Source organism: Bordetella holmesii (genome assembly GCF_020735985.1).
GTDB classification, from domain to species: Bacteria; Pseudomonadota; Gammaproteobacteria; order Burkholderiales; family Burkholderiaceae_B; genus Bordetella; species Bordetella holmesii.
Map to the genome: position 1 here is coordinate 3233030 of NZ_CP085973.1, position 20774 is coordinate 3253803.

21 protein-coding genes and 2 pseudogenes are annotated in these 20774 nt (G+C 63.0%); 8 read left to right on the forward strand and 15 right to left on the reverse strand.

All coding sequences use genetic code 11. The features are described from left to right. The first annotated feature begins 33 nt into the window (after positions 1-33). The 5 genes from LK440_RS15520 to LK440_RS15540 all read left to right on the forward strand — a co-directional run bounded on the left by LK440_RS15520 (position 34) and on the right by LK440_RS15540 (position 5458). A complete protein-coding gene (locus tag LK440_RS15520; RefSeq protein ID WP_005017711.1) occupies positions 34-1065 on the forward strand; it encodes a FecR family protein in 1032 nt (343 codons plus the stop codon). A 127-nt stretch (positions 1066-1192) separates the two neighbouring features. Continuing rightward, positions 1193-2674 carry a PepSY-associated TM helix domain-containing protein gene (locus LK440_RS15525; RefSeq protein ID WP_005017709.1) on the forward strand — a complete coding sequence of 494 codons (1482 nt, stop codon included), beginning with the start codon at positions 1193-1195 and terminating at the stop codon, positions 2672-2674. Then, on the forward strand, positions 2671-2961 hold the full coding sequence (locus LK440_RS15530) for a hypothetical protein (RefSeq protein WP_005017706.1): 291 nt from the start codon (positions 2671-2673) through the stop codon (positions 2959-2961). Before LK440_RS15525 ends, LK440_RS15530 begins: the two co-directional genes overlap by 4 nt. 92 nt (positions 2962-3053) lie before the next feature. Continuing rightward, a complete protein-coding gene (locus LK440_RS15535; protein WP_227944741.1) occupies positions 3054-4622 on the forward strand; it encodes a TonB-dependent siderophore receptor in 1569 nt (522 codons plus the stop codon). Further along, a complete protein-coding gene (locus LK440_RS15540) occupies positions 4532-5458 on the forward strand; it encodes a TonB-dependent siderophore receptor (protein WP_227944742.1) in 927 nt (308 codons plus the stop codon). Before LK440_RS15535 ends, LK440_RS15540 begins: the two co-directional genes overlap by 91 nt. 78 nt (positions 5459-5536) lie before the next feature. Here the strand turns inward: LK440_RS15540 and LK440_RS17990 are convergent. Together LK440_RS17990 and glmS are read right to left on the reverse strand one after the other, a co-directional pair. Beyond that, positions 5537-5734, reverse strand: a pseudogene (locus LK440_RS17990) (hypothetical protein); the annotation flags it as partial. A 166-nt stretch (positions 5735-5900) separates the two neighbouring features. After that, positions 5901-7733, reverse strand: a complete 1833-nt coding sequence (gene glmS, locus LK440_RS15550; RefSeq protein ID WP_005017701.1) for a glutamine--fructose-6-phosphate transaminase (isomerizing) — start codon at positions 7731-7733, stop codon at positions 5901-5903. A 147-nt stretch (positions 7734-7880) separates the two neighbouring features. Between glmS and LK440_RS15555 the strand changes: the two genes are divergently transcribed. Continuing rightward, the gene (locus LK440_RS15555) at positions 7881-8402 is read left to right on the forward strand and encodes an Lrp/AsnC family transcriptional regulator (RefSeq protein WP_005017681.1); all 522 of its coding nucleotides are present in this window, start codon (positions 7881-7883) and stop codon (positions 8400-8402) included. Here LK440_RS15555 and LK440_RS15560 read toward each other — a convergent pair whose 3' ends face one another. The 6 genes and pseudogenes from LK440_RS15560 to LK440_RS15585 all read right to left on the reverse strand — a co-directional run bounded on the left by LK440_RS15560 (position 8403) and on the right by LK440_RS15585 (position 15048). After that, positions 8403-9458, reverse strand: coding sequence for a glycosyltransferase family 4 protein (locus tag LK440_RS15560; protein ID WP_005017679.1), 1056 nt, complete (start codon positions 9456-9458; stop codon positions 8403-8405). It lies immediately after the preceding gene. Further along, positions 9455-10777, reverse strand: coding sequence for a UDP-glucose dehydrogenase family protein (locus LK440_RS15565; RefSeq protein WP_005017677.1), 1323 nt, complete (start codon positions 10775-10777; stop codon positions 9455-9457). Before LK440_RS15565 ends, LK440_RS15560 begins: the two co-directional genes overlap by 4 nt. Positions 10778-10868: 91 nt before the next feature. Beyond that, positions 10869-12263 carry an MFS transporter gene (locus tag LK440_RS15570; RefSeq protein ID WP_005017673.1) on the reverse strand — a complete coding sequence of 465 codons (1395 nt, stop codon included), beginning with the start codon at positions 12261-12263 and terminating at the stop codon, positions 10869-10871. Next, complete coding sequence (gene glmU / locus LK440_RS15575; RefSeq protein WP_005017671.1) at positions 12260-13633, reverse strand: bifunctional UDP-N-acetylglucosamine diphosphorylase/glucosamine-1-phosphate N-acetyltransferase GlmU; 1374 nt, start codon at positions 13631-13633, stop codon at positions 12260-12262. The genes LK440_RS15570 and glmU overlap by 4 nt, the downstream gene beginning before the upstream one ends. Before the next feature lie 65 nt (positions 13634-13698). Continuing rightward, positions 13699-14463, reverse strand: coding sequence for a PhaM family polyhydroxyalkanoate granule multifunctional regulatory protein (locus tag LK440_RS15580; protein WP_005017669.1), 765 nt, complete (start codon positions 14461-14463; stop codon positions 13699-13701). Positions 14464-14474: 11 nt separating this feature from the next. After that, a pseudogene (locus LK440_RS15585) lies at positions 14475-15048 on the reverse strand (glycine zipper 2TM domain-containing protein). A 126-nt stretch (positions 15049-15174) separates the two neighbouring features. Between LK440_RS15585 and LK440_RS15590 the strand changes: the two are divergent. Next, positions 15175-15402 (forward strand): DUF3717 domain-containing protein, encoded by a 228-nt coding sequence (locus LK440_RS15590; protein ID WP_005017666.1) that lies wholly within the window; start codon positions 15175-15177, stop codon positions 15400-15402. A 12-nt stretch (positions 15403-15414) separates the two neighbouring features. Here LK440_RS15590 and LK440_RS15595 read toward each other — a convergent pair whose 3' ends face one another. Genes LK440_RS15595 through LK440_RS15615 form a run of 5 tightly spaced genes read right to left on the reverse strand, consistent with a single transcriptional unit; the run spans position 15415 to position 19346 of the window. After that, the gene (locus LK440_RS15595; protein ID WP_005017663.1) at positions 15415-16023 is read right to left on the reverse strand and encodes an SCO family protein; all 609 of its coding nucleotides are present in this window, start codon (positions 16021-16023) and stop codon (positions 15415-15417) included. Positions 16024-16046: 23 nt separating this feature from the next. Continuing rightward, the gene (gene cyoE, locus LK440_RS15600; protein ID WP_005017660.1) at positions 16047-16943 is read right to left on the reverse strand and encodes a heme o synthase; all 897 of its coding nucleotides are present in this window, start codon (positions 16941-16943) and stop codon (positions 16047-16049) included. Between the two features lie 27 nt (positions 16944-16970). Then, positions 16971-17984, reverse strand: coding sequence for a COX15/CtaA family protein (locus tag LK440_RS15605; protein ID WP_025341295.1), 1014 nt, complete (start codon positions 17982-17984; stop codon positions 16971-16973). A gap of 4 nt (positions 17985-17988) precedes the next feature. After that, positions 17989-18579, reverse strand: a complete 591-nt coding sequence (locus LK440_RS15610) for an SCO family protein (RefSeq protein WP_032826675.1) — start codon at positions 18577-18579, stop codon at positions 17989-17991. Positions 18580-18587: 8 nt separating this feature from the next. Beyond that, positions 18588-19346, reverse strand: coding sequence for an SURF1 family protein (locus LK440_RS15615; RefSeq protein WP_005017655.1), 759 nt, complete (start codon positions 19344-19346; stop codon positions 18588-18590). Between the two features lie 34 nt (positions 19347-19380). On the opposite strand from LK440_RS15615, the gene LK440_RS15620 reads away from it, so the two are divergent. Next, on the forward strand, positions 19381-19581 hold the full coding sequence (locus tag LK440_RS15620; protein WP_005017654.1) for a twin transmembrane helix small protein: 201 nt from the start codon (positions 19381-19383) through the stop codon (positions 19579-19581). Between the two features lie 52 nt (positions 19582-19633). Here the strand turns inward: LK440_RS15620 and LK440_RS15625 are convergent, their stop codons facing one another. Next, positions 19634-20509 (reverse strand): cytochrome c oxidase subunit 3, encoded by an 876-nt coding sequence (locus tag LK440_RS15625; protein ID WP_005017653.1) that lies wholly within the window; start codon positions 20507-20509, stop codon positions 19634-19636. Between the two features lie 33 nt (positions 20510-20542). Further along, entirely contained in the window at positions 20543-20767 is a 225-nt protein-coding gene (locus LK440_RS15630) for a DUF2970 domain-containing protein (protein WP_005017652.1), read from the reverse strand. Positions 20768-20774 lie beyond the last annotated feature (7 nt).

Here is a 20774-nt window from a genome sequence, read left to right on the forward strand (position 1 = left end):
TGTTTTCTCCGCTGTTGCCAAGCGAGCTGCCGCATGACGCCACTTTCCAACCCTGACCGCCGCGATCTCGATGCCGAGGCGCTGGATTGGTTCGTGCGTTGCGGCGAGCAGCCCACGGCCGAGCTGCGTGCATGGTTGGATGCGGATCCCGCGCACCGTCAGGCCTATGAGCGCTGGACCCGGGAGTGGTCGCAACTGGACGCCCTGCCCAGCGCCGGCGTAGACGGGCTGCGGCGGCAATTGGCGGCCGACAAGCGCCAGGCCGATAAACCACGAGCTCGCGGCCGGGCTTTCTGGCTGGCGGCACTGAGCCGCTGGACGCCCGCCATCAGCGCGCTGATGGTGGGCGGCATGGCGTATCTGGCCTGGTCACAATGGCATACGCCGCCCGCGCTGTATGCCGAGACCTTTGTCACCGCGCGCGGCGAACAGCGCGATGTGACGCTGCCTGATGGCAGCTTGCTGCGTCTGGATACGGCGACCCGGGTCGAGGTCAAACTGTATGAGAAACGGCGCGTTGTCAGCATTCCGGACGGCCAGGCCGTGTTTCAGGTGCAGGGCGACGCCACGCGGCCCTTCGATGTGCTGGCCGGCCCTTTGAAGATCACCGTCGTCGGCACCCGCTTCTCGGTGCGCCACACCGTGGGCGTGCCCGGCGACGATGGCGTGCGTGTGGCGGTAGACGAAGGCAAGGTCAAGGTGGCGCGTGCCGAAGGCTGGGGTGCCTATTTTGCCGCAGCAGAAGTGCTGACACCGGGCCAGCAATTGAGCGCCTCCGCCGATGGCGACATGGCGCCGGTGACGCCCGTGGCATCAGCCGGTATCGCCCCGTGGCGCGACGGCATGGTCTCATTCAATAACACGCCACTTTCGCAGGCGCTGGCCGAGTTTGAGCGCTACGGCGCGACCGGTTTGCACGTGCGCAATGCAGCGGTTGGCGCCCTGCGGCTGACCGGCACCTTTGACCCGCGCAACCTCGGCAATTTCAAACGCAATCTGCCCAAGGTTCTGCCGGTGCAGTTGCTGCCGCAGGGTGACGTCATGGAGATCGCCCCGCTTTCCTGAACCAGGGTTGGGATTTTCCGGCCTCGTGCGTCTACTCAGTAGGCCATGAGTTTTCCGGAGTTTCTTTGTCACATTCAGCGCTGCCCGCGCCCGTCCTCGCGCCATGAAGCCAGCACTGCGCCCCGCCATGTCATGGCTGCACACCTGGACAGGCCTGTTCTGCGGCTGGCTGCTGTGCGCCATTTTCTTCACCGGTACTCTGAGTGTGTTCCGCGAACCGATTACGCGCTGGATGACGGCCGAACCCACGCTGCCGGCCGTGGCGTCCGTCCACCTGACGCCACTGGAGCTGGCGCTGCGCTATCTCGAATCCGCGGGCAGCGGCGCGCGCTTCTGGCGAATCGAATTACCGGCGCACGAAGGCGGAGCCATGACGGTGGCCTGGGCGGGTCGCGGTGGTGTAGAAGAGCTCAAGCTGCATCCGGGCAATGGCGAGGTGCTGCCGCAGCCATGGGGGCGCGATACGCAGGGTGGCCGTCACTTTATGTCTTTTCACTACACGCTGCATCTGCCGGTGCTGGGCTATTGGCTGGTCGGCCTGGTGTCCATAGGCATGCTGGTGGCGCTGCTGACCGGCGTCATCATTCACCGGCGGATCTTTCAGGATTTCTTTCTGTTCCGGCCAGGCAAAGGCCTGCGTACCTGGATGGATGCGCACAACGTCAGCGCCGTGCTGACCCTGCCGTTTCTCTTCATGATCGTCTACACCGGGCTGGCCGTGTTTTACCTGAGCTATATGCCGTGGCCGCTGCAAACCCTGTTTGGCGATTACGGGTACTCGCGCTATCAGGCGGCGCTGCATGGCGATGCGCCGGCCAGCGGCCCGCGTTTTGACGGCCTGCCTGCCATGGTGGCAGGCACTGAGTCGCTGACACGACAACGTGCAAGCATGGTGCTGATCGAGTTTCCGGACCGGGTCAGAGTCTTTGGCACGGTGGACCCCGGCAAGCCCGCACTGACGCTGGGCAACCCCATGGCCATCGCCAGTTTTGCCGGTGGCCAGTTGGTCAAACTGAACACCCCACATGACCCCATGCATGCCGAGGCCGTCCATGGCGTGATGGAGTCTTTGCATCTGACGCGCTTTGCCGGCTGGGGCTTGAAGTGGCTGTACTTTCTGTCGGACCTGCTGGGTACCCTGATGCTGGCTTGCGGCAATGTAATGTTTCTCAGCAAGCGAGCCCGCAAAAGCCAGCATGAGTTTGGTCCAGCCACGCCGCGTTTTTATCGCCTGACGGCAGCCCTAAATGCCGCCACCATGGCGGGCATCTGCTTGGCCAGCATCGCTTACTTTTATGCCAATCGCTTGATTCCGGCCTCGCTGCCCGGGCGCGCCGATTGGGAGATTAGAGTCTTTCTGCTGGTATGGCTGGCGGCCTTGCTGCACGCCCTCTGCAGGCCTGCAGAACGTGTCTGGCACGAACAGTTGTCGCTGACGGCCGTGCTTTGTCTGGGCTTGCCGCTCTTGAACTACGTCAGCACCGGTCAGCATCTGGGTCTGTATCTGGCGGGGGGCGACGGCCAGCGGGCTGCTGTTGAGTTGATCTCGCTGGCCTTCGCCGTGGTTCTGGGCGGCCTTGCTTTGCGACTGCGGCGCAGCACCTCATGAAGACCGACACCTCTTATCGGCTGGGCGTCCTGAGCCGCACGCTGGCGGCCATTGTGGGCGGATATAGCGCCACTGCCTTGATCACCTCGGCGCTGGCCTTGCTGTTGTCGCGCTCGATCGCTCCCGCCACCAGTGTACTGGCGAGCAGTCTGCTGGCCTTTGCTATTTATGCCCTGCTGGTGCTGCCGGTGTTCCGCGTGGCGACGGCGTTGCGGGCCTGGATATGGGTAATGGCGTGGGCCGCCGGCGCCGCGCTGTTGCTGCTTCTTTTACGTGTTTTGTCGTGACGCTGAAATTTTTTTCGAAACAGGGTTGGGTTACGCAGACCTGCTGCGTCTACTTGAGAAGGATTCTTAATCTACTTTCAGGAGACCCACGCATGTCCCGCTTCCGCATCCGGCCAGCTCCCTTGGCCGTCAGCATCGCCTTGCTGTTTGGCGCTGCCACGGTTCAAGCCCAATCCGCGGACACCGTCGAGATCAGTATTCCGGCGCAACCGCTGGCGCTGGCGCTGGACGCGCTGGCCCGCCAGGCCAAGCTGGAGCTGATGGTGCAGCCGACCTTGATCGCCGCCAAATCGGCGCCGGCGCTGCAAGGCCGCTACACCGCACGCGAAGCCTTTGAGCGCCTTCTGGCCGGTTCGGGCTTGCGTGCCGAGATCGAAGATGGCCTGGTCACCATCTATCCGGTAGGGCGTGGCGATGTGACGCTGGAACCGGTACTGGTCACCGGCCTGACGTCGCTGAGCGCCACCACCGAAGGCACGGAGTCGTATACCTCGCTGGTAACCACCATAGGCAAGGGCACGCAATCGCTGAAAGACATTCCGCAGGCCATCAGCGTGGTCACGCGTGAGCGGATGGACGAGCAGGGCATGACGTCGATCTATGACGCCCTGGCCAACACCACCGGCATTACACTGCAGCAAAGCCCGCAGCTCGGCAAATATGTTTTTTCGCGCGGCTTTCGCAACACCTGGTACCAGTATGACGGTGTTCCGCTAGAACGTGGCGCCTACGGCCGCGCCAGCAATTACACCGGCGGTACAGCCATCTATGACCGGGTAGAAGTGCTGCGCGGCGCCTCCGGTTTGCTGCAAGGCGGCGGCGAGCCCAGCGGCGCCGTCAACTTCGTGCGCAAGCGTGTGCTGGCCGAGCCGGGCTTCAGTGTCACCACCACGGCCGGCATGTGGAATCGCTTTGGCACCCAGCTCGATGGCGGCGGTACGCTCAATGAAGAGGACACGCTGCGCGGACGTGCGGTGGTGGATGTCGAGAAGGCCGGCTCCTTCATTGACCACGTCAACAGCACCAACCAGACCTATTACGGCACGCTGGAGTACGACATCACGCCGCTGACCCAGGTCAGCCTGGGTCTGGCCTATGAGGTCACTGACGGCACGCCCAATGTGCGCGGTCTTCCGTCGTACAGCAATGGAAAAACACTCGACGTGGTGCGTTCGTTCTCCATGGAGCCCAGCTGGAACAAGCGCCACTCCACCACGCAGACCACCTACTTTGATCTGACGCACCGCTTCAATGACAACTGGCAGGGCAAGATCACGGCGGTCAATATGCGTGAACGCCTGAACATGAAGTTCGCCAGTTCGGTCGCCGAAGTGGACCCCAGTAATAACTTCGGCGCTATGTACGCTGAAACCACGCGCAATGACATCAAAATCGGCGGTATCGACGCCAACCTGATCGGCAAGATCGACGCCTTTGGTCTGCAGCATGAGCTGCTCGTGGGCGCCAACTACGCTCGCAACACCATCGCCACCGATTACGGCGGCCTGTCGAATTACTACGTGGGCGATATTTTCAATATCCCCAATCTGCGCGAGCCCAGCCAGAAGAGATGGACGACAGCTCTCTCGAACACCGCGACGGCAAGAGCGAGCAATACGGTGTTTACACGGCCGCCCACCTGCAACTGGCCCAGCCGTTGAGGCTGATTCTGGGTGGCCGCATGAGCTGGTATGACATCGTCTGGGACACCAAAACCACCGGCCGCTATACCGAAGATTCGGTTTACAAACAGCGCGTTTCCGCCGAATTCACGCCTTATGCCGGTTTGATTTTCGAACTGACGCCGCAATGGTCGCTGTATGCCAGCTACGCCGATATATTCAAGCCGCAAAGCGAACGCGACAAAGGCGGTGCACAGTTGAAGCCCATCCTGGGTTCCAACTACGAAATCGGTTTGAAGGGTGAGTTGCTCGACGGCAAGGTCAACACCACGATCGCCCTGTTCCGCATTGACCAGAAAAACCGCGCCCAGACCGACTACAGCAGCGATCCCGAATGCGATATGGGATGGTACTGCTCTGTGGCCTCGGGCAAGGTGCGCAGCCAGGGCGTGGATGCCGAAATCAGTGGTGAAATCATGGCCGGCTGGAACCTCTTTGCCGGCTACACCTTCAACACCACCAAGTATCTGCAGGACCAGAACAACGAGGGCAAGACGCTCAACGGCTTCACGCCCAAGCATATGCTGCGCCTGTGGAGCACCTACCGTCTCCCGGGTGAATGGAACCGCTTCACGCTGGGTGGTGGCGTCAATGCCGAAAGCGGCAGCTATGACACCGGCTCGGTGCGTTTTGACAACCCGGGCCGGGCCGTCTGGAGCGCGTTTGCGCGCTACCGCATCAACAAAAATTGGGCTGCGTCGGTCAACGTCAACAACATTTTCGACAAGCGCTACTTCACCAACGTCGGCACCAATAACGGTGGCTTCTATGGTGACCCGCGCAACGTCATGCTGACCCTGCGCGGCACTTTCTAAAACTAGCACCTTGCCCAGGTTCAGAAACCAACAAGGCCCGCTCGCGCCCGGTTTCTGAACCAAAGATGAGGTTTTCTCTCAGGCAGAGGCCGCCGCAGCAGCCTCGCCCTCAACCCGCCGGGCCCGCAGCGCGCGCTGCCGCGTCACCACCGCGCCGAAGAAGAAAATCTGCGCCGAGTAATAAATCCACAGCAGCAAAGCCATCAGCGAGCCGACCGCGCCATATGCCGGCGCCGCCCTCACAATCGCGCCCGGCACCACATGCCGCCAAGGCACCGTGGTTCACCTGATGCCCGACGTAAATAAGGCCGCGCGAGCGGCCTTATCTACTTTTACGAGTGAGATTGCGACAAGAAAAGAGCAAATGGCGGGAGAACGGCGCTATTGACCTCGCGACCGACTTTATTTCTCGTTGTCAAAATCCGTCCAGCCACCCAAAACTTCACTCCACCGTCACGCTCTTGGCCAGGTTGCGCGGTTTGTCGACGTCGGTGCCGCGTACGCAGGCCGTGTGATAGGCGAGCAACTGCAGCGGGATGGTGTGCAGGATCGGCGACAGCACGCCGTAGTATTCGGGCATGCGGATGACGTGCATGCCTTCTTCGTTGACGATCTTGCTGTCGGCATCGGCAAAGACGTAGAGCTCGCCGCCGCGTGCGCGGACTTCCTGCATGTTGGATTTCAGCTTCTCGAGCAACGCGTCCTTGGGCGCGATGGTGACCACGGGCATGTGCTCGGTCACCAGGGCCAGGGGGCCATGCTTGAGTTCACCCGCCGGGTAGGCTTCGGCGTGGATGTAGCTGATCTCCTTGAGCTTGAGCGCGCCTTCCAGCGCGATGGGGTAATGCATTCCCCGGCCGAGGAACAAGGCGTTTTCCTTGGTGGCAAAGCGATCGGCCCAGGCCATGATCTGGGGCTCAAACGCCAGTACCGAACTGATGGCCGACGGCAAGTGGCGCAGGGCCTTGAGGTAGTCCGCTTGCTGCTGTTCAGTCAGCAGGCTGCGGGTCTGCGCCAATGCCAGGGTAAGCAGAAAGAGGGCGGTGAGCTGGGTGGTGAAGGCCTTGGTCGAGGCCACGCCGATTTCGACACCCGCCCGGGTGATATAGGCCAACTCGCATTCGCGCACCATGGCGCTGGTGGCCACGTTGCAGATGGTCAGGGTGTGGGGCATGCCCAGCGAGCGCGCGTGCTTGAGTGCGGCCAGGATGTCTGCTGTTTCGCCCGACTGCGAAATGGTCACCACCAGAGTCTTGGGGTTGGGCACGCTGTCGCGATAGCGGTATTCGCTGGCGATCTCGACGGCGACCGGGATCTTGGCGATGGATTCGATCCAGTACTTGGCTGTCAGGCCGGCATAGTAGCTCGTGCCGCAAGCCAGGATGAGCAGACGATCGATGTCCTTGAAGACGTTGTAGGCCTCGTCACCAAAGAGCTCGGGGGTGATGCTTTCGATGTCCTGCAAGGTGTCGCCCACGGCGCGCGGCTGCTCGAAGATTTCTTTTTGCATGAAGTGCCGATAGGGGCCGAGTTCGGCCGCGCCGGTATGCACTTGCACGGTGTTGACCTTGCGCTCGACCTGTTTGCCGTCATGATCGGTGATCCAGACACGGGCCAATTGCAGATCGACGACGTCGCCGTCTTCCAGATAGATGATCTGGTCAGTGGTGCCGGCCAGCGCCAGCGCATCGGAAGCCAGGAAGTTCTCGCCCTTGCCCACGCCGACGACCAAGGGGGAGCCCTGGCGCGCGCCCACCACGCGGTGCGGTTCATCGCGGCAGAACACGGCGATGGCGTAGGCGCCATGCAAGCGCTTGACGGCCTGCTGCACCGCGTCGAAGAGGTCGCCGTTGTACAGGTGATTGACCAGATGCGCGATGACTTCGGTGTCCGTCTGGCTTTCAAAGACAAACCCGGCCTGTTGCAGCTCGGTGCGCAGTTCGGCGTAGTTCTCGATGATGCCGTTGTGCACCAGCGCGATGCGCGGCTCATCCTTGCCCAGTGCCGAGAAGTGCGGGTGAGCGTTATAGGTCGCGGGCACGCCATGGGTAGCCCAGCGGGTGTGCGCGATGCCCGTAAAGCCGGCTAAACCTTCCTGGGCCACTTGCTCGGCCAGCTCGGAAACACGCTGAGTGCTGCGCGTGCGGCGCAGATGCCCGTCCATGTAGACGGCAACACCGCAGGAGTCGTAACCGCGATATTCCAGACGGCGCAGGCCTTCGACCAGCACCGGAGTGATGTCGCGCTGGGCGACGGCGCCAACAATACCGCACATGAGCGTAGCTCCTTAAAAGATAGTGTGCGCATTGTGCGCGCAGCATCAAGAAATTAGATTTCTATATTCTCACTGTTATGAAAGTTTATTTTTTTACAAATATGTGATTAACTATTCTTTCGTTATTGGCAAGTTTATGAAAAATAAATGCAGAAAACCCAGGAAATGACACCCTCGACGACCGCATTGCCGGTTCTGGATGATCTGGACCGACGCATCCTGGAACAACTGCAACGCGATAGCGCACTTACCAATCAGGAGTTGGCGCTGCGCGTGCACGCGTCGCCACCCACCTGCCTGCGTCGCGTACGGCGGCTGACCGACACCGGCATCATCGCGCGCCAGGTGGCGCTCTTAGATGCAACCCGTTTGGGCAGCTCGCTGACGGCAATAGTGGAGATTACGCTGGATGTCCAGGCAGCGGAACGCCTGGATGAGTTCGAGCACTTGATGCTGGCCGAGCCTGCCGTGCTGCAGTGCTACCGGGTCTCGCCCGGCCCGGACTTCGTGGTCATCGTGCTGGTGCGAGACATGCCGGCCTATCACGCCCTGGCCCATCGTGCTTTCACGGCGCATGCCAATGTGCGCAATGTGCGGACGTTTTTCTCTGTACACCGGGCCAAGTTCGAAACCCGGGTGGAGCTGCCGCCGGCCACGCCGGCGGCCTGATCAGCGGCGCAGGCGTTCGAACTCCGCCAAGTAGCGGCGGCCCATTTCCGTGACATCGTGCTCGGTGCGCACGTAATCGTAGGCACGTTGCGTGACCTCGGCCCGAAAGGCCAAATCGTCCAGGCAGCGCGCCATGCCGGCCGCCATGGCCTGGTGGTCGCCCACGGCCACCAAGACTCCGCGGCCATCAGCCAGGCTTTCTTTCAGGCCCCCAGCATCGGTGGAGACCACCGGCACTTTCTGCAAAAAGGCATCCAGCACACTGCTGCCTAACGCCTCTTCGCTCGACGCCATGACAAAGACGTCCATGATGCTGTAGAAGTCTTCGACGCCCTTGCGAAAGCCCGTAAACAGATAGACATCGCCGATGCCCAGCTTCTGGACTTCGGCACGCGCCTCGGCTTCGCGATCCCCGCCCGCACCAAAATGCAGAAACACGACATCACGCCGCTGGCGCGCCAGTTCGCCCACGGCCCGCACCAGCGTCACGGGATCCTTGTCGCGGATGAGGGCAGCGGAGGTGGCCAGTACCTTGCGGCCGCTCAGGCGGTACTCCTGCACGAGGCTGGCCACATTGGCCTCATCGATGACATGTGGCTCGACGGCGCTGCGGATGATGACCGGCTCGATGCCGAGGCGGCGCGGCTCGCTGGCGGCCATTTCGCTGATGGCGACCAGCAGATCCACATGCCGCCATTTGAAGCCGGTTTTCCATTCTTCGCCGGGCTCGACCACGAACGAAGTGCGGCGGGAGAACACGACCGGACGGCCGTGCAAAGGCTTGGTCAGCACGGCCCAGGTATTGGTATTGGCCGTCTGGGAATGCAGCAGGTCGAAGCTGCGCCCGTGGCGAGCCAGAAAGACCAGTTGCCCGGGGACATTACGCACGCCGTGGGCCGTGAACCCTTCGGCGCGAGCACGGGCTTGCAGAGGCCCACCTTCACGGCAGAGAATCTCGACCTCATGCCCGGCCTTGCGAAACGCACGCATGCAATAAAGCGTCTGCCGTTCGCCGCCGCGCCAGCCTTTCTCGAAGTTCAGCTGCAGAATCCTCATGCCCGGCCTATGCCCTGGTACTCAAACCCTTGGTCACGCATCTCCGCGGGTACCCAAAGGTTGCGTCCATCGATGATGAGGGCACGCGTGAGCAGGCGTTTGACCCGCTCGAAGTCGGGCGCGCGGAATACCTTCCATTCGGTGGCGATGAGCAGACCATCGGCGCCATCGAGGGCCTCGTACATATCGGCCGTCAGGGTCACGTTCGGGTTGTCGGCCAGCAGCGGCCGCGCCTGCTCCATGGCCACCGGATCGAAAGCACGCACCTGGGCGCCACGCTGCGTCAGATCGGCAATGATGCTCAGGCTGGGCGCCTCCCGCATGTCGTCCGTGTTGGGCTTGAACGCCAACCCCCACAGTGCAAAACGCCGGCCAGCCAGATCATCGCCATAGATGGCCCGCACTTTCTCGGCCAGGCGCAGTTTCTGCCGCTCATTGGCCGCTTCGACCGCCCGGATGACCTGCATGGACTCGCCATGCTCGGCGCCCGTGCGCACCAGGGCCTGCACATCCTTCGGAAAGCACGAGCCACCATAGCCCACACCCGGATAGAGAAACTGATAACCGATACGCGGATCCGCGCCGATGCCGCGGCGCACCTGCTCGATGTCGGCACCGAGCTTCTCGGCCAGGTTGGCCATTTCGTTCATAAAGGAAATCCGCGTGGCCAACATGGCGTTGGCCGCATACTTGGCCAGCTCGGCCGAACGGATGTCCATGACCATCAGGCGCTCATGGGTGCGCTGAAAGGGGGCGTAGATGCGGCGCATGACATCGATGGCGTGCGCGTCATCGGCGCCGACGATGATGCGGTCCGGGCTCATGAAATCGGCGATGGCCGCGCCTTCCTTGAGAAACTCAGGGTTGGACGCCACGGAGAAAGACAGGTCCACGCCACGGTTGGCCAGCTCTTGCGCCATGGTGGCGCGCACTTTGTCCGCTGTGCCCACTGGCACGGTGGATTTGTCGACCACAACCTTGGGTGCGGTCATGTGCCGCGCCACGTTGCGCGCCGCGGCCAACACGTACTGCAGATCGGCCGAGCCGTCCTCCCCCGGCGGGGTGCCCACGGCGATGAATTGCACGCTGCCAAAGGCCACGCTCTGGGCGACGTCGTCGGTAAAGTGCAGGCGCCCACCGGCCACATTGCGCCGGACCAATTCTTCCAGGCCGGGCTCGTAGATGGGAATATGGCCCAGGCGCAACTGGGCGATCTTGTCGGCGTTGGTGTCCAGGCACATGACTTCATTGCCCATGTCCGCCAGGCAGGCGCCCGACACCAAGCCCACATAGCCGGTTCCTATGACCGTGATTTTCATGCGCGCAGCCTCGTAAATCTCCGCGCCTCCCAAGGAGGCACTTCCGGCGGCCATTATAGAAGCCGGCCGACCGGAAGCTGGGCGCGGCGTCTTAGCGCTCGGGCTGGCCGATGCGCTTGGCGATACGCACCGAATTCACGCCGATGGCCAGACTGGCGCAAACGGCCGCAGCGATCAGCCCCAGGGTCGGGCCGTGCGCAGCGCTCAGGCCAAAGGCAATGGCCACCAGGGCCGTGCCGAAACTCTGGCCGAATACCCGTGTGGTGGCCTGCAGACCGCCGGCCGCGCCGCTGCGATGGCGGGGCGCGCCTGCGAGCATGGCCCGATTGTTCGGCGTCTGGAAAAACCCGAAACCCACGCCGGCGATGAACATACCCACCATCAGGCGTGGATTGGAAGCGTCCAGCGGCGAACACACCAACCACAACAGGCCCACCACCATGGCGCCCGCCCCGGCGCATGACAGCACGGCGGCCGAATACCGATCCGACAGAAAGCCGGCCACAGGCGCAATCAGCCCCGTGCCCAGCGGCCAGGCCGCCATCAGCAAACCGACCTCCAGGTGCGGCCGCCCCAGGACATGCTGGAAGTAAAACGGCAATGCGACATAGGAGGACATCTGGGCCGCGAAAGTGCTGGCCGATGCCATGACGGCGAAACCCACCGTACGAATACGCAGCAGATCAATGGGCACCAACGGCGATGTCTGCCCCCAACTGCGGCGGATGAGCAGCAGCCCCGACACCACGGACACGGCGATCAGCCCCAGACTGCGCAATACGTCCTGCGCCAGAGAGTCCACCCCGGAGATGAAACAGCCCAGCGTGACCATGGACAACACGGCCGACACATAATCCATGCGCGCGGTATTGCGCTGCACCTCAGGCAGAAAACGCAGCCCCATCATCAGCACAATGCCGATGGACAGGTTGACGGCGAAAATCCACCGCCAGTCCGCCACACTCAGAATGAAAGAACCTATGGTCGGCCCCAACACCGACATCAGGGCCACCGTCGTGGCGTTGATGCTGATACCCCGGCCCAGCAAGCTCGTGGGGTAGATGTTGCGCACCAGGCCGCCAAACATGCACATCAGCGTGGCCGCGCCTATACCCTGCACCATGCGCGCCAGACTCAACTGCAACAAGGTACTGGACACGGCGCAGGCCAACGACGCCAACGTGAACAGCGTCAGCCCGATGGTGAACATGCGACGAAAGCCGATGCGCTCGGCCACCGCCGACATCGGCAGCAGCATGGTGACCACCGCCAGGTTGTAGGCGTTGAGCACCCATACCGCCGCCGATGGCGGTGCGTTCAGATCAGCGGCGATGGTGGGCAGCGCCACATTGGCGATGGTGGCATCGAGCACCGAAAGGCTCATGCCCACTACCACGGTGGCGGCTGCGTAGTAGCGCCGCGGAACGGGCAGGCCGTCCGGCGCGCTCTTGCCCGGCGCGCCGTTTGCGGAGGTGCCCGCGGTCACGATTTCTTGACTGGGCGCTTCCAGCCTGCCACGGTCGTCTGGCGCGTGCGCGACAGCGTCAGTGTATCGGCCGGCGCGTCACGCGTGAGCGTGGTGCCCGCCCCCAACGTGGCGCCGCGGCCAACGCGTACGGGCGCCACGAGCTGAGTGTCCGAGCCGATGAAAACATCGTCTTCGATGACAGTGCGGTGTTTGTTCACGCCATCGTAATTGCAGGTGATGGTGCCGGCGCCGACGTTGACGCGCGCGCCGATATCGGCGTCACCGATATAGGCCAAATGATTGGCCTTGCTACCTTCGCCCAACACCGCATTCTTGATCTCGACAAAATTGCCGACGTGCACCCCGGCCGCCAGATCGGCCCCCGGCCGCAGCCGGGCATAGGGTCCGAGACGGCCGTCCGCGCCTACCTTGGCCTGTTGCAGATGGCTGAAGGCGTCGATCTGTGTGCCTGCGGCGATCTGCACGTCACGCAAGACGCAATGCGGGCCCACACGCACGCCATCGCCCAAGGTCACCTTGCCTTCGAAGACGCAACCGACGTCGATGTAGACATCACGGCCGCACTCCAGCGCGCCGCGTTGATCGAAGCGGGCAGGGTCGGCCAGCGTCACGCCGGCGTCGAGCTGGCGGCGCGCCAACTCCTGCTGCCAACGGCGCTCCAGCTCGGCCTGCTGCACGCGGCTGTTCACGCCCAGGGTCTCCCAGTTGGCGCCCGGATGCGCGGCGTGCACCGGCACCCCCTCGGCGACGGCCAGACCGATGATGTCCGTCAGGTAATACTCGCCTTGAGCGTTTTTGTTGTCGATGCGGGCAAGCCAGTCTTTCAGTTTGGCCGTGGGCGCGATCAGGATGCCGGTGTTGACCTCCTGGATGGCACGCTCTTGCTCGCTGGCATCCTTATGCTCGACGATGCGCGCGATCTGGCCTTGCGCGTCTCGCACGATACGGCCATAGCCGGTGGCATCGGCCAGCACTTCGGTCAGCACGGCAACACCCTGGCCACGCGCCTGCATCAAACGGCGCAGCGTCTCGGGTTGCACCAGCGGCACATCGCCATACAACACCAGCGTCGCATCGTCGGCGCCATCGCCATCGACCAGTTGCGGCACGGCCTGCTGCACGGCGTGTCCGGTGCCCTGCTGAGGCCGTTGCAGGGCAAAACTCAGGCCCGCTTCGGCGGCATAGGCGGCCTCGACACGCTCGGCCCTGTGGCCGACGACGACGATGATGCGGGCCGGATCGAGCTGCCGGGCACTGTCGAGCACGTGACTGAGCATGGGGCGGCCAGCCAGGGTGTGCAATACCTTGGGCAGATCGGACTGCATGCGTTTGCCCAGTCCGGCAGCGAGAATCACGACATTAAGCATAGAAGACATACTCTTAAAAATGACACGGGCGCCAGGGCGCCCGTGATGAGGCTGACAGGGTGCGCCTAGCTGGCGCGCGGAGTTTTGCGGACGGCCTTGCTGGCCGTTCGAGCGCGGCGTGGGGTGGCCGTTGACGGAGCCGAATCGGCGGTTTTTGCCGTTTTGCGAGGCGCAGCCTTCTTGGGCGCGGCGCCCGCGGCGGGTGCCGCAGGCTTACCCTGGGTGCCAGCGGCACCCGCCTGGGCCATGGCATCCATGCCCGGCATCATGGAGGGCAGACTGGCCGCCGTGGCCGCCGTGGCCGCGGCGATCTGGCTGAACTGTTGGTTCAGCAACTCCCACCAGGCGCGCGAGGCCGATTGGGCCGCCTCGTTGATGGGCTCGGACGCGGCGGCGTCGGCACTGTCGGCGGGCGCCTCGGGCTTGACGGTCTGGGCCGGCTTGTCGGTCTTGGCTGACCGAAGACCCAACGCGACTTCGAGCGGCGAAGGCTCACCCTCGCTGTTCGATGCCGTGGCCGCTGCCGAACCGACGAAGGAACGCAAGGTCGCAATGGTGGCGCGCTGCACCTCCATCCCCTGGATGGAACTGGACAGCATTTGCAGGTTCAGCCGCAGCCACCCTTCGACGGTGCGCAGCTCGGCGATGCGGCGCTCCAGATCTTCGAGATTCATGGGCGGGGTCATCGGCAGGCTCTGGCCCAGCCCGCCCGGACCCGCCAGGCCAGCCCAAGCCTGACGCATCATTTCCATGCTGGCCAGCAAGGGATTGCCAGAGAGCTCGGAATCCTGGCCCATGCCAGGCAGGACGAAGGGGTTGGAATCAGTCATTCGGTCTCCCGTCAACGCGGCAGCAATTGATTGTTTTCGACTCGGACCGCATCGCCCTGGCCATAGGTGAACGGCTGCGCGCTGTGGAACAGGCGCTTGCTGCCGTCGGCCATGCGCACGGTCAACTCATATTGAGTCACGGTGTCTTGCTGCCTAATATTACGCTCGACTTCACGCCCTGCCAAAGCGCCCCCCCACCGCACCCAGCACGGTCAGCGCATCCTTGCCATGGCCACCGCCGAACTGATTGCCCACCACGCCGCCCACCACACCTCCGGCCACCGTGCCGATGATGTGGTTGCTGTTGTCGCGTTTGGGTACCTGAACCTGCCGCAGTGCCGCGACGACACCGCAACTGGGGCAGGCGGCCGCGGGAGCCAGGTTGGCGGCTTCGGGGCCGCTGACAGCGGCCTGCTCGGCACGCATGGCCGCGGAGGGTTGCGGCACGCCGTCTTGCGCCGGGCTGCCTGGCAACCACCCCAGGATGGCCGCCACACCCACCGAGCAAAGCACGATGATGGCTATTGCCGCGGCGGCAAGCAAGGGATGGATCCGGCGCGAGCCGATCGGAATCTTGGCGCTCATGATGTTCTCTTGGAGGACTCGACGGCCGTTGTATAGCAACCGTCTGTCATTTCGGCTTATTGCGATGGTGACGCTTTGCAAAGCCTTCCTGATGGACAGAAAACGGCATTCTGGGACAATGAGGCCATGGATACCGTCATCCCGCTCAACGACCTCGAACAAGCCATCAACTATTGGCGCAACCTGCGGCCCGCCCAAGGGGAAGAGGCCCGGTTGTGCGCCGAAGCCGCCGCTCTGGCCACGCCTTACGCGATGATGATCATGGCGCGGCGCCAGACGCTGGGGCTGGACGAACTGGGTCCGGCAGCCCGCCAGGCCTATGATGCCTGGCGCGCGGCCATGCAGACGCCTTGAGACAGCACGGGCTCAACGCCCGTCGAGCAGCAGCTTGATGTCGTTGGCCAGGGCCTGGGCACCCAGCGTATTGTTGGCCAACACCCGTGACTCGCCCTTGCCATCGATGAGGTAAAACGCCGCGGTGTGGTCCATGGTGTAGCCACCGTCTTTGGTGGGCACCTTGGCGTAATAGGCCTTGAACGCGGCGGCGGCCTGACGCAACTCGTCGGGGCTGCCGGTCAAAGCCAGGAAACGTTTATCGAAGCTGGTTACATATTCCCGCAGAATTTCCGGGGTATCGCGCTGCGGATCCACGGTCACCAACAGCACCTGCACCCGATCGGCATCCGGACCCAGCAACTGCATGACCTGCGCCATTTCCGCCAGCGACGTGGGGCAAACATCCGGGCACTGCGTAAACCCGAAGAACACCACCGTCACCTTGCCCGCGAAATCCTTCAGCGTGCGCGGCTGACCATTCATGTCCGTCAACGCAATGCTCTTGCCTAACTGGGTGCCCGTGATGTCGCTGCCCTTGAAGGGCGGCGGTGCTTCGCCACATGCGGCCAGAGCGCCCGCAACGGTGATAGCGGCTATAGCCTGCAGCGCCTGGCGGCGGGTGAACGAAAACACAGACATCAGGCAAATCCCCGTCAGATAGATCAAACCAGAAGCGCACTGACCCAGTGATCCACCAGCAGCGCGCCGAACAGCAGCGCCAGATAGAGGATGGAATAGCGGAACAGGCGCCGCGAGCGCTCATCGCTGTAATGGCGGTACAAACCCACCGCATGGGCCACGAAAATGGCGCCTAGACAGACGGCGGCCAACAGATAAAGCACACCACTCATGCGCATGGCATAGGGCAGCAGCGTCACGGCAAACAGCGTGAAGCTGTAGAGCATGATCTGCAAACGGGTGTATTTGCTGCCATGGGTGACCGGCAACATGGGCAGCCCGGCTTTCACGTAATCCTGGGTGCGGTAAAGCGCCAGGGCCCAGAAATGCGGCGGCGTCCAGATAAAGATGATGAGCACCAGCACCCAGGCTTGGGCCGGCACGGCATTGGCCACCGTGGCCCAGCCCAGCGCCGGCGGCATCGCACCGGACAGCCCGCCGATGACGATGTTCTGCGGGGTGCGCGGCTTGAGGATGACGGTGTAGATGACCGCATAGCCGACAAAGGTAGCAAAGGTCAGCCACATGGTCAGCGGATTGACCAGGTGATAGAGCACCAGCATGCCCGCGCCACCCAGCAAACCGGACAGACTCAGAACCTGCGTGTGCGAAATCGTGCCACGCGCCGTCGCGCGGCGGGCCGTGCGCGCCATGCGGGCGTCGATTTCCTGCTCGATCAGGCAGTTGATAGCGAAAGCAGCGGCAGCCAGCAGCCAGATCCCGATGGTGCCAAACAGCACGCGTTTGAGATCGGGCAGGCCGGGCACCGCCAGGAACATCCCGATTACGGCACAGAACACAGCAAGCTGTGTGACTCTCGGCTTGGTCAGCACGAAATACTGGCGCAGCAATCCGGGTTGGGAAGCAGCGATGGACGTCATGATTTGCCTATTTTAGCGCCCCCGCGCTCAAAGCCTGCGCAGGGGTGGGCCGCCGGCCGTCGCCAGCCGCACCATAACCAGAACCGAGGCCAGTACCAGGCCGGCCGCTCCCCCGTTATGCAGCACCGCGATCAGCAGCGGCCACTGGAAGAAAATCGTGGTCAGACCCGTCACCAATTGTGCAGCCAGCAGCAACAGAATAAGTCTGGCCGGTCCCGACAGACCGGACAGACTGCGCATACGCCAGGCCAAGATCCCCATATAGACGAAGACAACAAGGGCGAAATTGCGGTGCACCCAATGAATGGCCGTCAACGCGCTCTGGGAGATCATGGCGCCGGAAGGCAGTTCGCCCAGGGCGCGGATCACCGAAAACCCGCCGTGAACATCCATCTCGGGCAGCCATTGGCCGTGGCAGGTGGGAAAATCCATGCAGGCCAGCGCCGCGTAATTGGTACTGACCCAGCCGCCCAACGTGACCTGAACGCCCAACAGGATCAGGCCCAGCGCCATCCACGGCCGCAGACCTGCGGCGAGGGCCGGCACCGGCAGATGAGGCCGCTCACGAGCGGCCAGCCACGTCATCAGGGCCAGCAGCGACAGGCCCAGCACCAGGTGAGCCGTCACCACAGCCGGCATCAGCTTGTGCGTCACCGTCCAGGCGCCGAAAGCGCCCTGGACACAGACCGCCACCAATGCGGCCGTTGCCAAGGCCGGCGAACGACCCAACTGGCGCCGGTAGCGCCAAGCCATGTAGACGATGGCGATAATGAGCAGGCCCAGCAGCGCGCCCACATAACGGTGGATCATCTCGATCCAGGCCTTCGACAGCGTCATCGGACCGAAGGGCATGTCGCTGGCGGCTCGATGGATGTCGGACAGGGCGCCCAACGGCGTGACCTTGCCGTAGCAGCCCGGCCAGTCGGGACAGCCCAGCCCGGAATCGGTCAGGCGCACGAAGGCGCCGAACATGATCAGGTCCAGCGTGAGAAACCAGGTAAAGAAAACCAGTCGGCGATAACGCTCAATGATGCGGTCCATGAACTCAGCCAATACGCGAGTTATACAAAAGCCTGCTGAGATCCTTGCGCACCTTGACACCATCGGCGTCGGCGGGGAACTGCAACATCAGGTTGCCCAGCGGGTCAACCACCCAGATAGGGCCCAGGATGCCGCCGGCCGTATCGGGCGGCAGAAAGCGGGCCAATTGATCGGCGCGCGCACGCAGCATAAGGGTGCCTTGATAGGCATCGAGCACCTTCTGGGGAATGTCCGCCTCGTCCGTGACGAACCACACCCGCGTGACGCGATCGACATTCTTGCCCTGGCTGGCATGCGCATTGCGCGCGACGAATAGTTTACGCGCACACGCCTGAAGACACTCGCCATGATCGGCCGAGATCAGCAGCCACTGCCCTTTCAGAGAAGCGGGATCGAAGGCTTTGCCGTCCAGCGTGGTCAGTTGCAGCTCGCGCCCGGAGGGCAGGGGACGCTGCGGCTGGACCAGGCTGCCGTAGTTGCTGGCATCCTGCGGCCACCACTGCGGGTTGTGGTAGACCAGCACGGCTCCCAAAATAGGGGCCAGGGCATAGAGAAAAATCAATACCAGAGGTAGCAAAGAGGCTTTACGTCGCATGGCGGGCTTCACGTTGATGGCCGGGCCCGGCGGCGCCAGGCACGCCAGGCCACCGCCACCCAGGCCAATGCGGCAATGGTCGCAAAGGAAAACCATTGCAGGGCATAGCCCTGATTCTGGTGGAAGTCGACCGAAGGCTCAGGCCACGCGCGCAGCAGTCCGTCTTCGGCATCGGAGGTTTGCATCAGCACCATGGGCAGCAATTTCAACCCGGTCGCCTGCGCATACGCTTGCAGATCGAGATTTTGCACCGTGGGCAACTGTCCGGGCGCCAGACGCACGGGCAACGTGGCGCCGCCGCCCATGTTCCAGAGCTCGAACAGGCGCGGCACATGGCTGGCCAGCTCGCCCTGCACCGTCACCTCGGCCGCAGGCGTGGCAGGCGCCAGCGGCGTAGCACCGGGCTGACGCGGCACCCAGCCGCGCAACACCAGCACGGCGGTGGCCTGCGGTGCCAGCACCAGAGGCGTGGCCAACCAAAACCCTGGGCGCCCGTCCTGGTTGCGGTTATCCAGCCAGACACTGTATTGCGCCAGCCATCGGCCCTGAGCACGCGCCGGGCGCCAGGCCGAAAAATCGCCGGATCCGCCTGCCGCGTTCAAGGTCACGGGCGGCTGGCTGCGGCCGCGTTCGATGGCCGACGACACCGCCTTGCGCGCTTCGGCGCGGCGCAATTGCCAGGCGCCCAGCGACAAACAGGCTGCGACAACGGCCGCCAGCAGAAACAGGGAAATCAGGGTAAACCGGGGCGAATGCGGGCGTGCCATCTCTGCAATAATTTTGTTTTCAGCGGAGGCCGGAATGCGCGTCATTGTCATCGTGGCCTTCATCGGTATCCTGGTCAGCCTGGGGTCGGCCTTGTTCTATCTGATGAAGGATAAAGGCAGTACCAACCGCACAGTCAATGCGCTCACCGTGCGCATCGGACTGTCCGTGGCGCTTTTTCTGTTCGTGCTCCTGGCCAATCATTTTGGCTGGATACAAAGCACGGGCTTGCGCTGATGCCAAACGCGCATGCCCCCGCCGTCGGAGGGCATGGCGCTGCGGCCGGCGGTCAAAACCAGTAAACAAACAGGTACAGGCCCAGCCAGACCACATCCACGAAATGCCAGTACCAAGCCGCGCCTTCAAAACCAAAATGATGGTTGGCGGTGAAATGCCCACGACACAAGCGCACCAGGATCACGGTCAACATGGTTGCACCCAGGATCACATGAAAGCCGTGAAATCCGGTGAGCATGTAAAACAGCGAACCATAAGCCCCTGAATTGAACTTCAGGTTCAGTTCGGTATAGGCATGGTGATATTCGTAAGCCTGACAGATCACAAAGACAAAGCCCAGCAGCACCGTGGCCGCCAACCAGCATACGGCCGTACGGCGGTGATCCGCGCGCAGCGCATGGTGCGAGATGGTCAGCGTCACGCCCGAGGTCAACAGGAGCGCGGTATTGATGGTGGGCAACCAGAACGGACCGACCGTCTGGAAATGCTCGACCACGCCTGCCGGCCCGAAGTTGGGCCACACTGCCTGGAAATCGGGCCACAGCATCAGCCGGTGGTCCATATCGCCCAGCCAGGGCGTGGTGATGGTGCGTACATACCAGAGCGCGCCGAAAAAGCCCGCGAAGAACATCACCTCCGAGAAGATGAACCAGCCCATTCCCCAACGGTAGGAAAGATCCACGCGCTTGCTAAACAGCCCGCTCTCGGACTCGGCGATCGCATCGCCAAACCAGAAATACAGCACCGTAACCACACCCAGGAAGCCGGCCAGAACGGCCCACTTGCCCCAGCCCACCCCGTTGACCCAGGCCGCCGCGCCCATGCCGACGACCAGCAGGGCCAGTGCGGTGCGCACGGGATGGCCGGAGTCGGCCGGCACGTAGTAGTACGGCGCATCTTTGCCTTGAGCGGAGTGACTTGCACCCATGGTTGTCTCCCTGCAACGAAAGTATTGAGTTGCTTATGTCAGGCTGCTGACCGCCCAACGCACGACCATCACCAGCACGATAACGAACAGCCCTGCACCCAACAGGCCGGCCAGAATCACATGAACGGGATTCAACCGGGCGATGTCTTCGCGGTAACCCGCGCCCTTGCGCACACCGAAAAACGCCCAGGCCACCGCTTTGAGCGTCTGAAAAAAACTCAGCTTGCGTTGTGCGGCCTGATGCAGATCCTCGCTCATGGTTCTA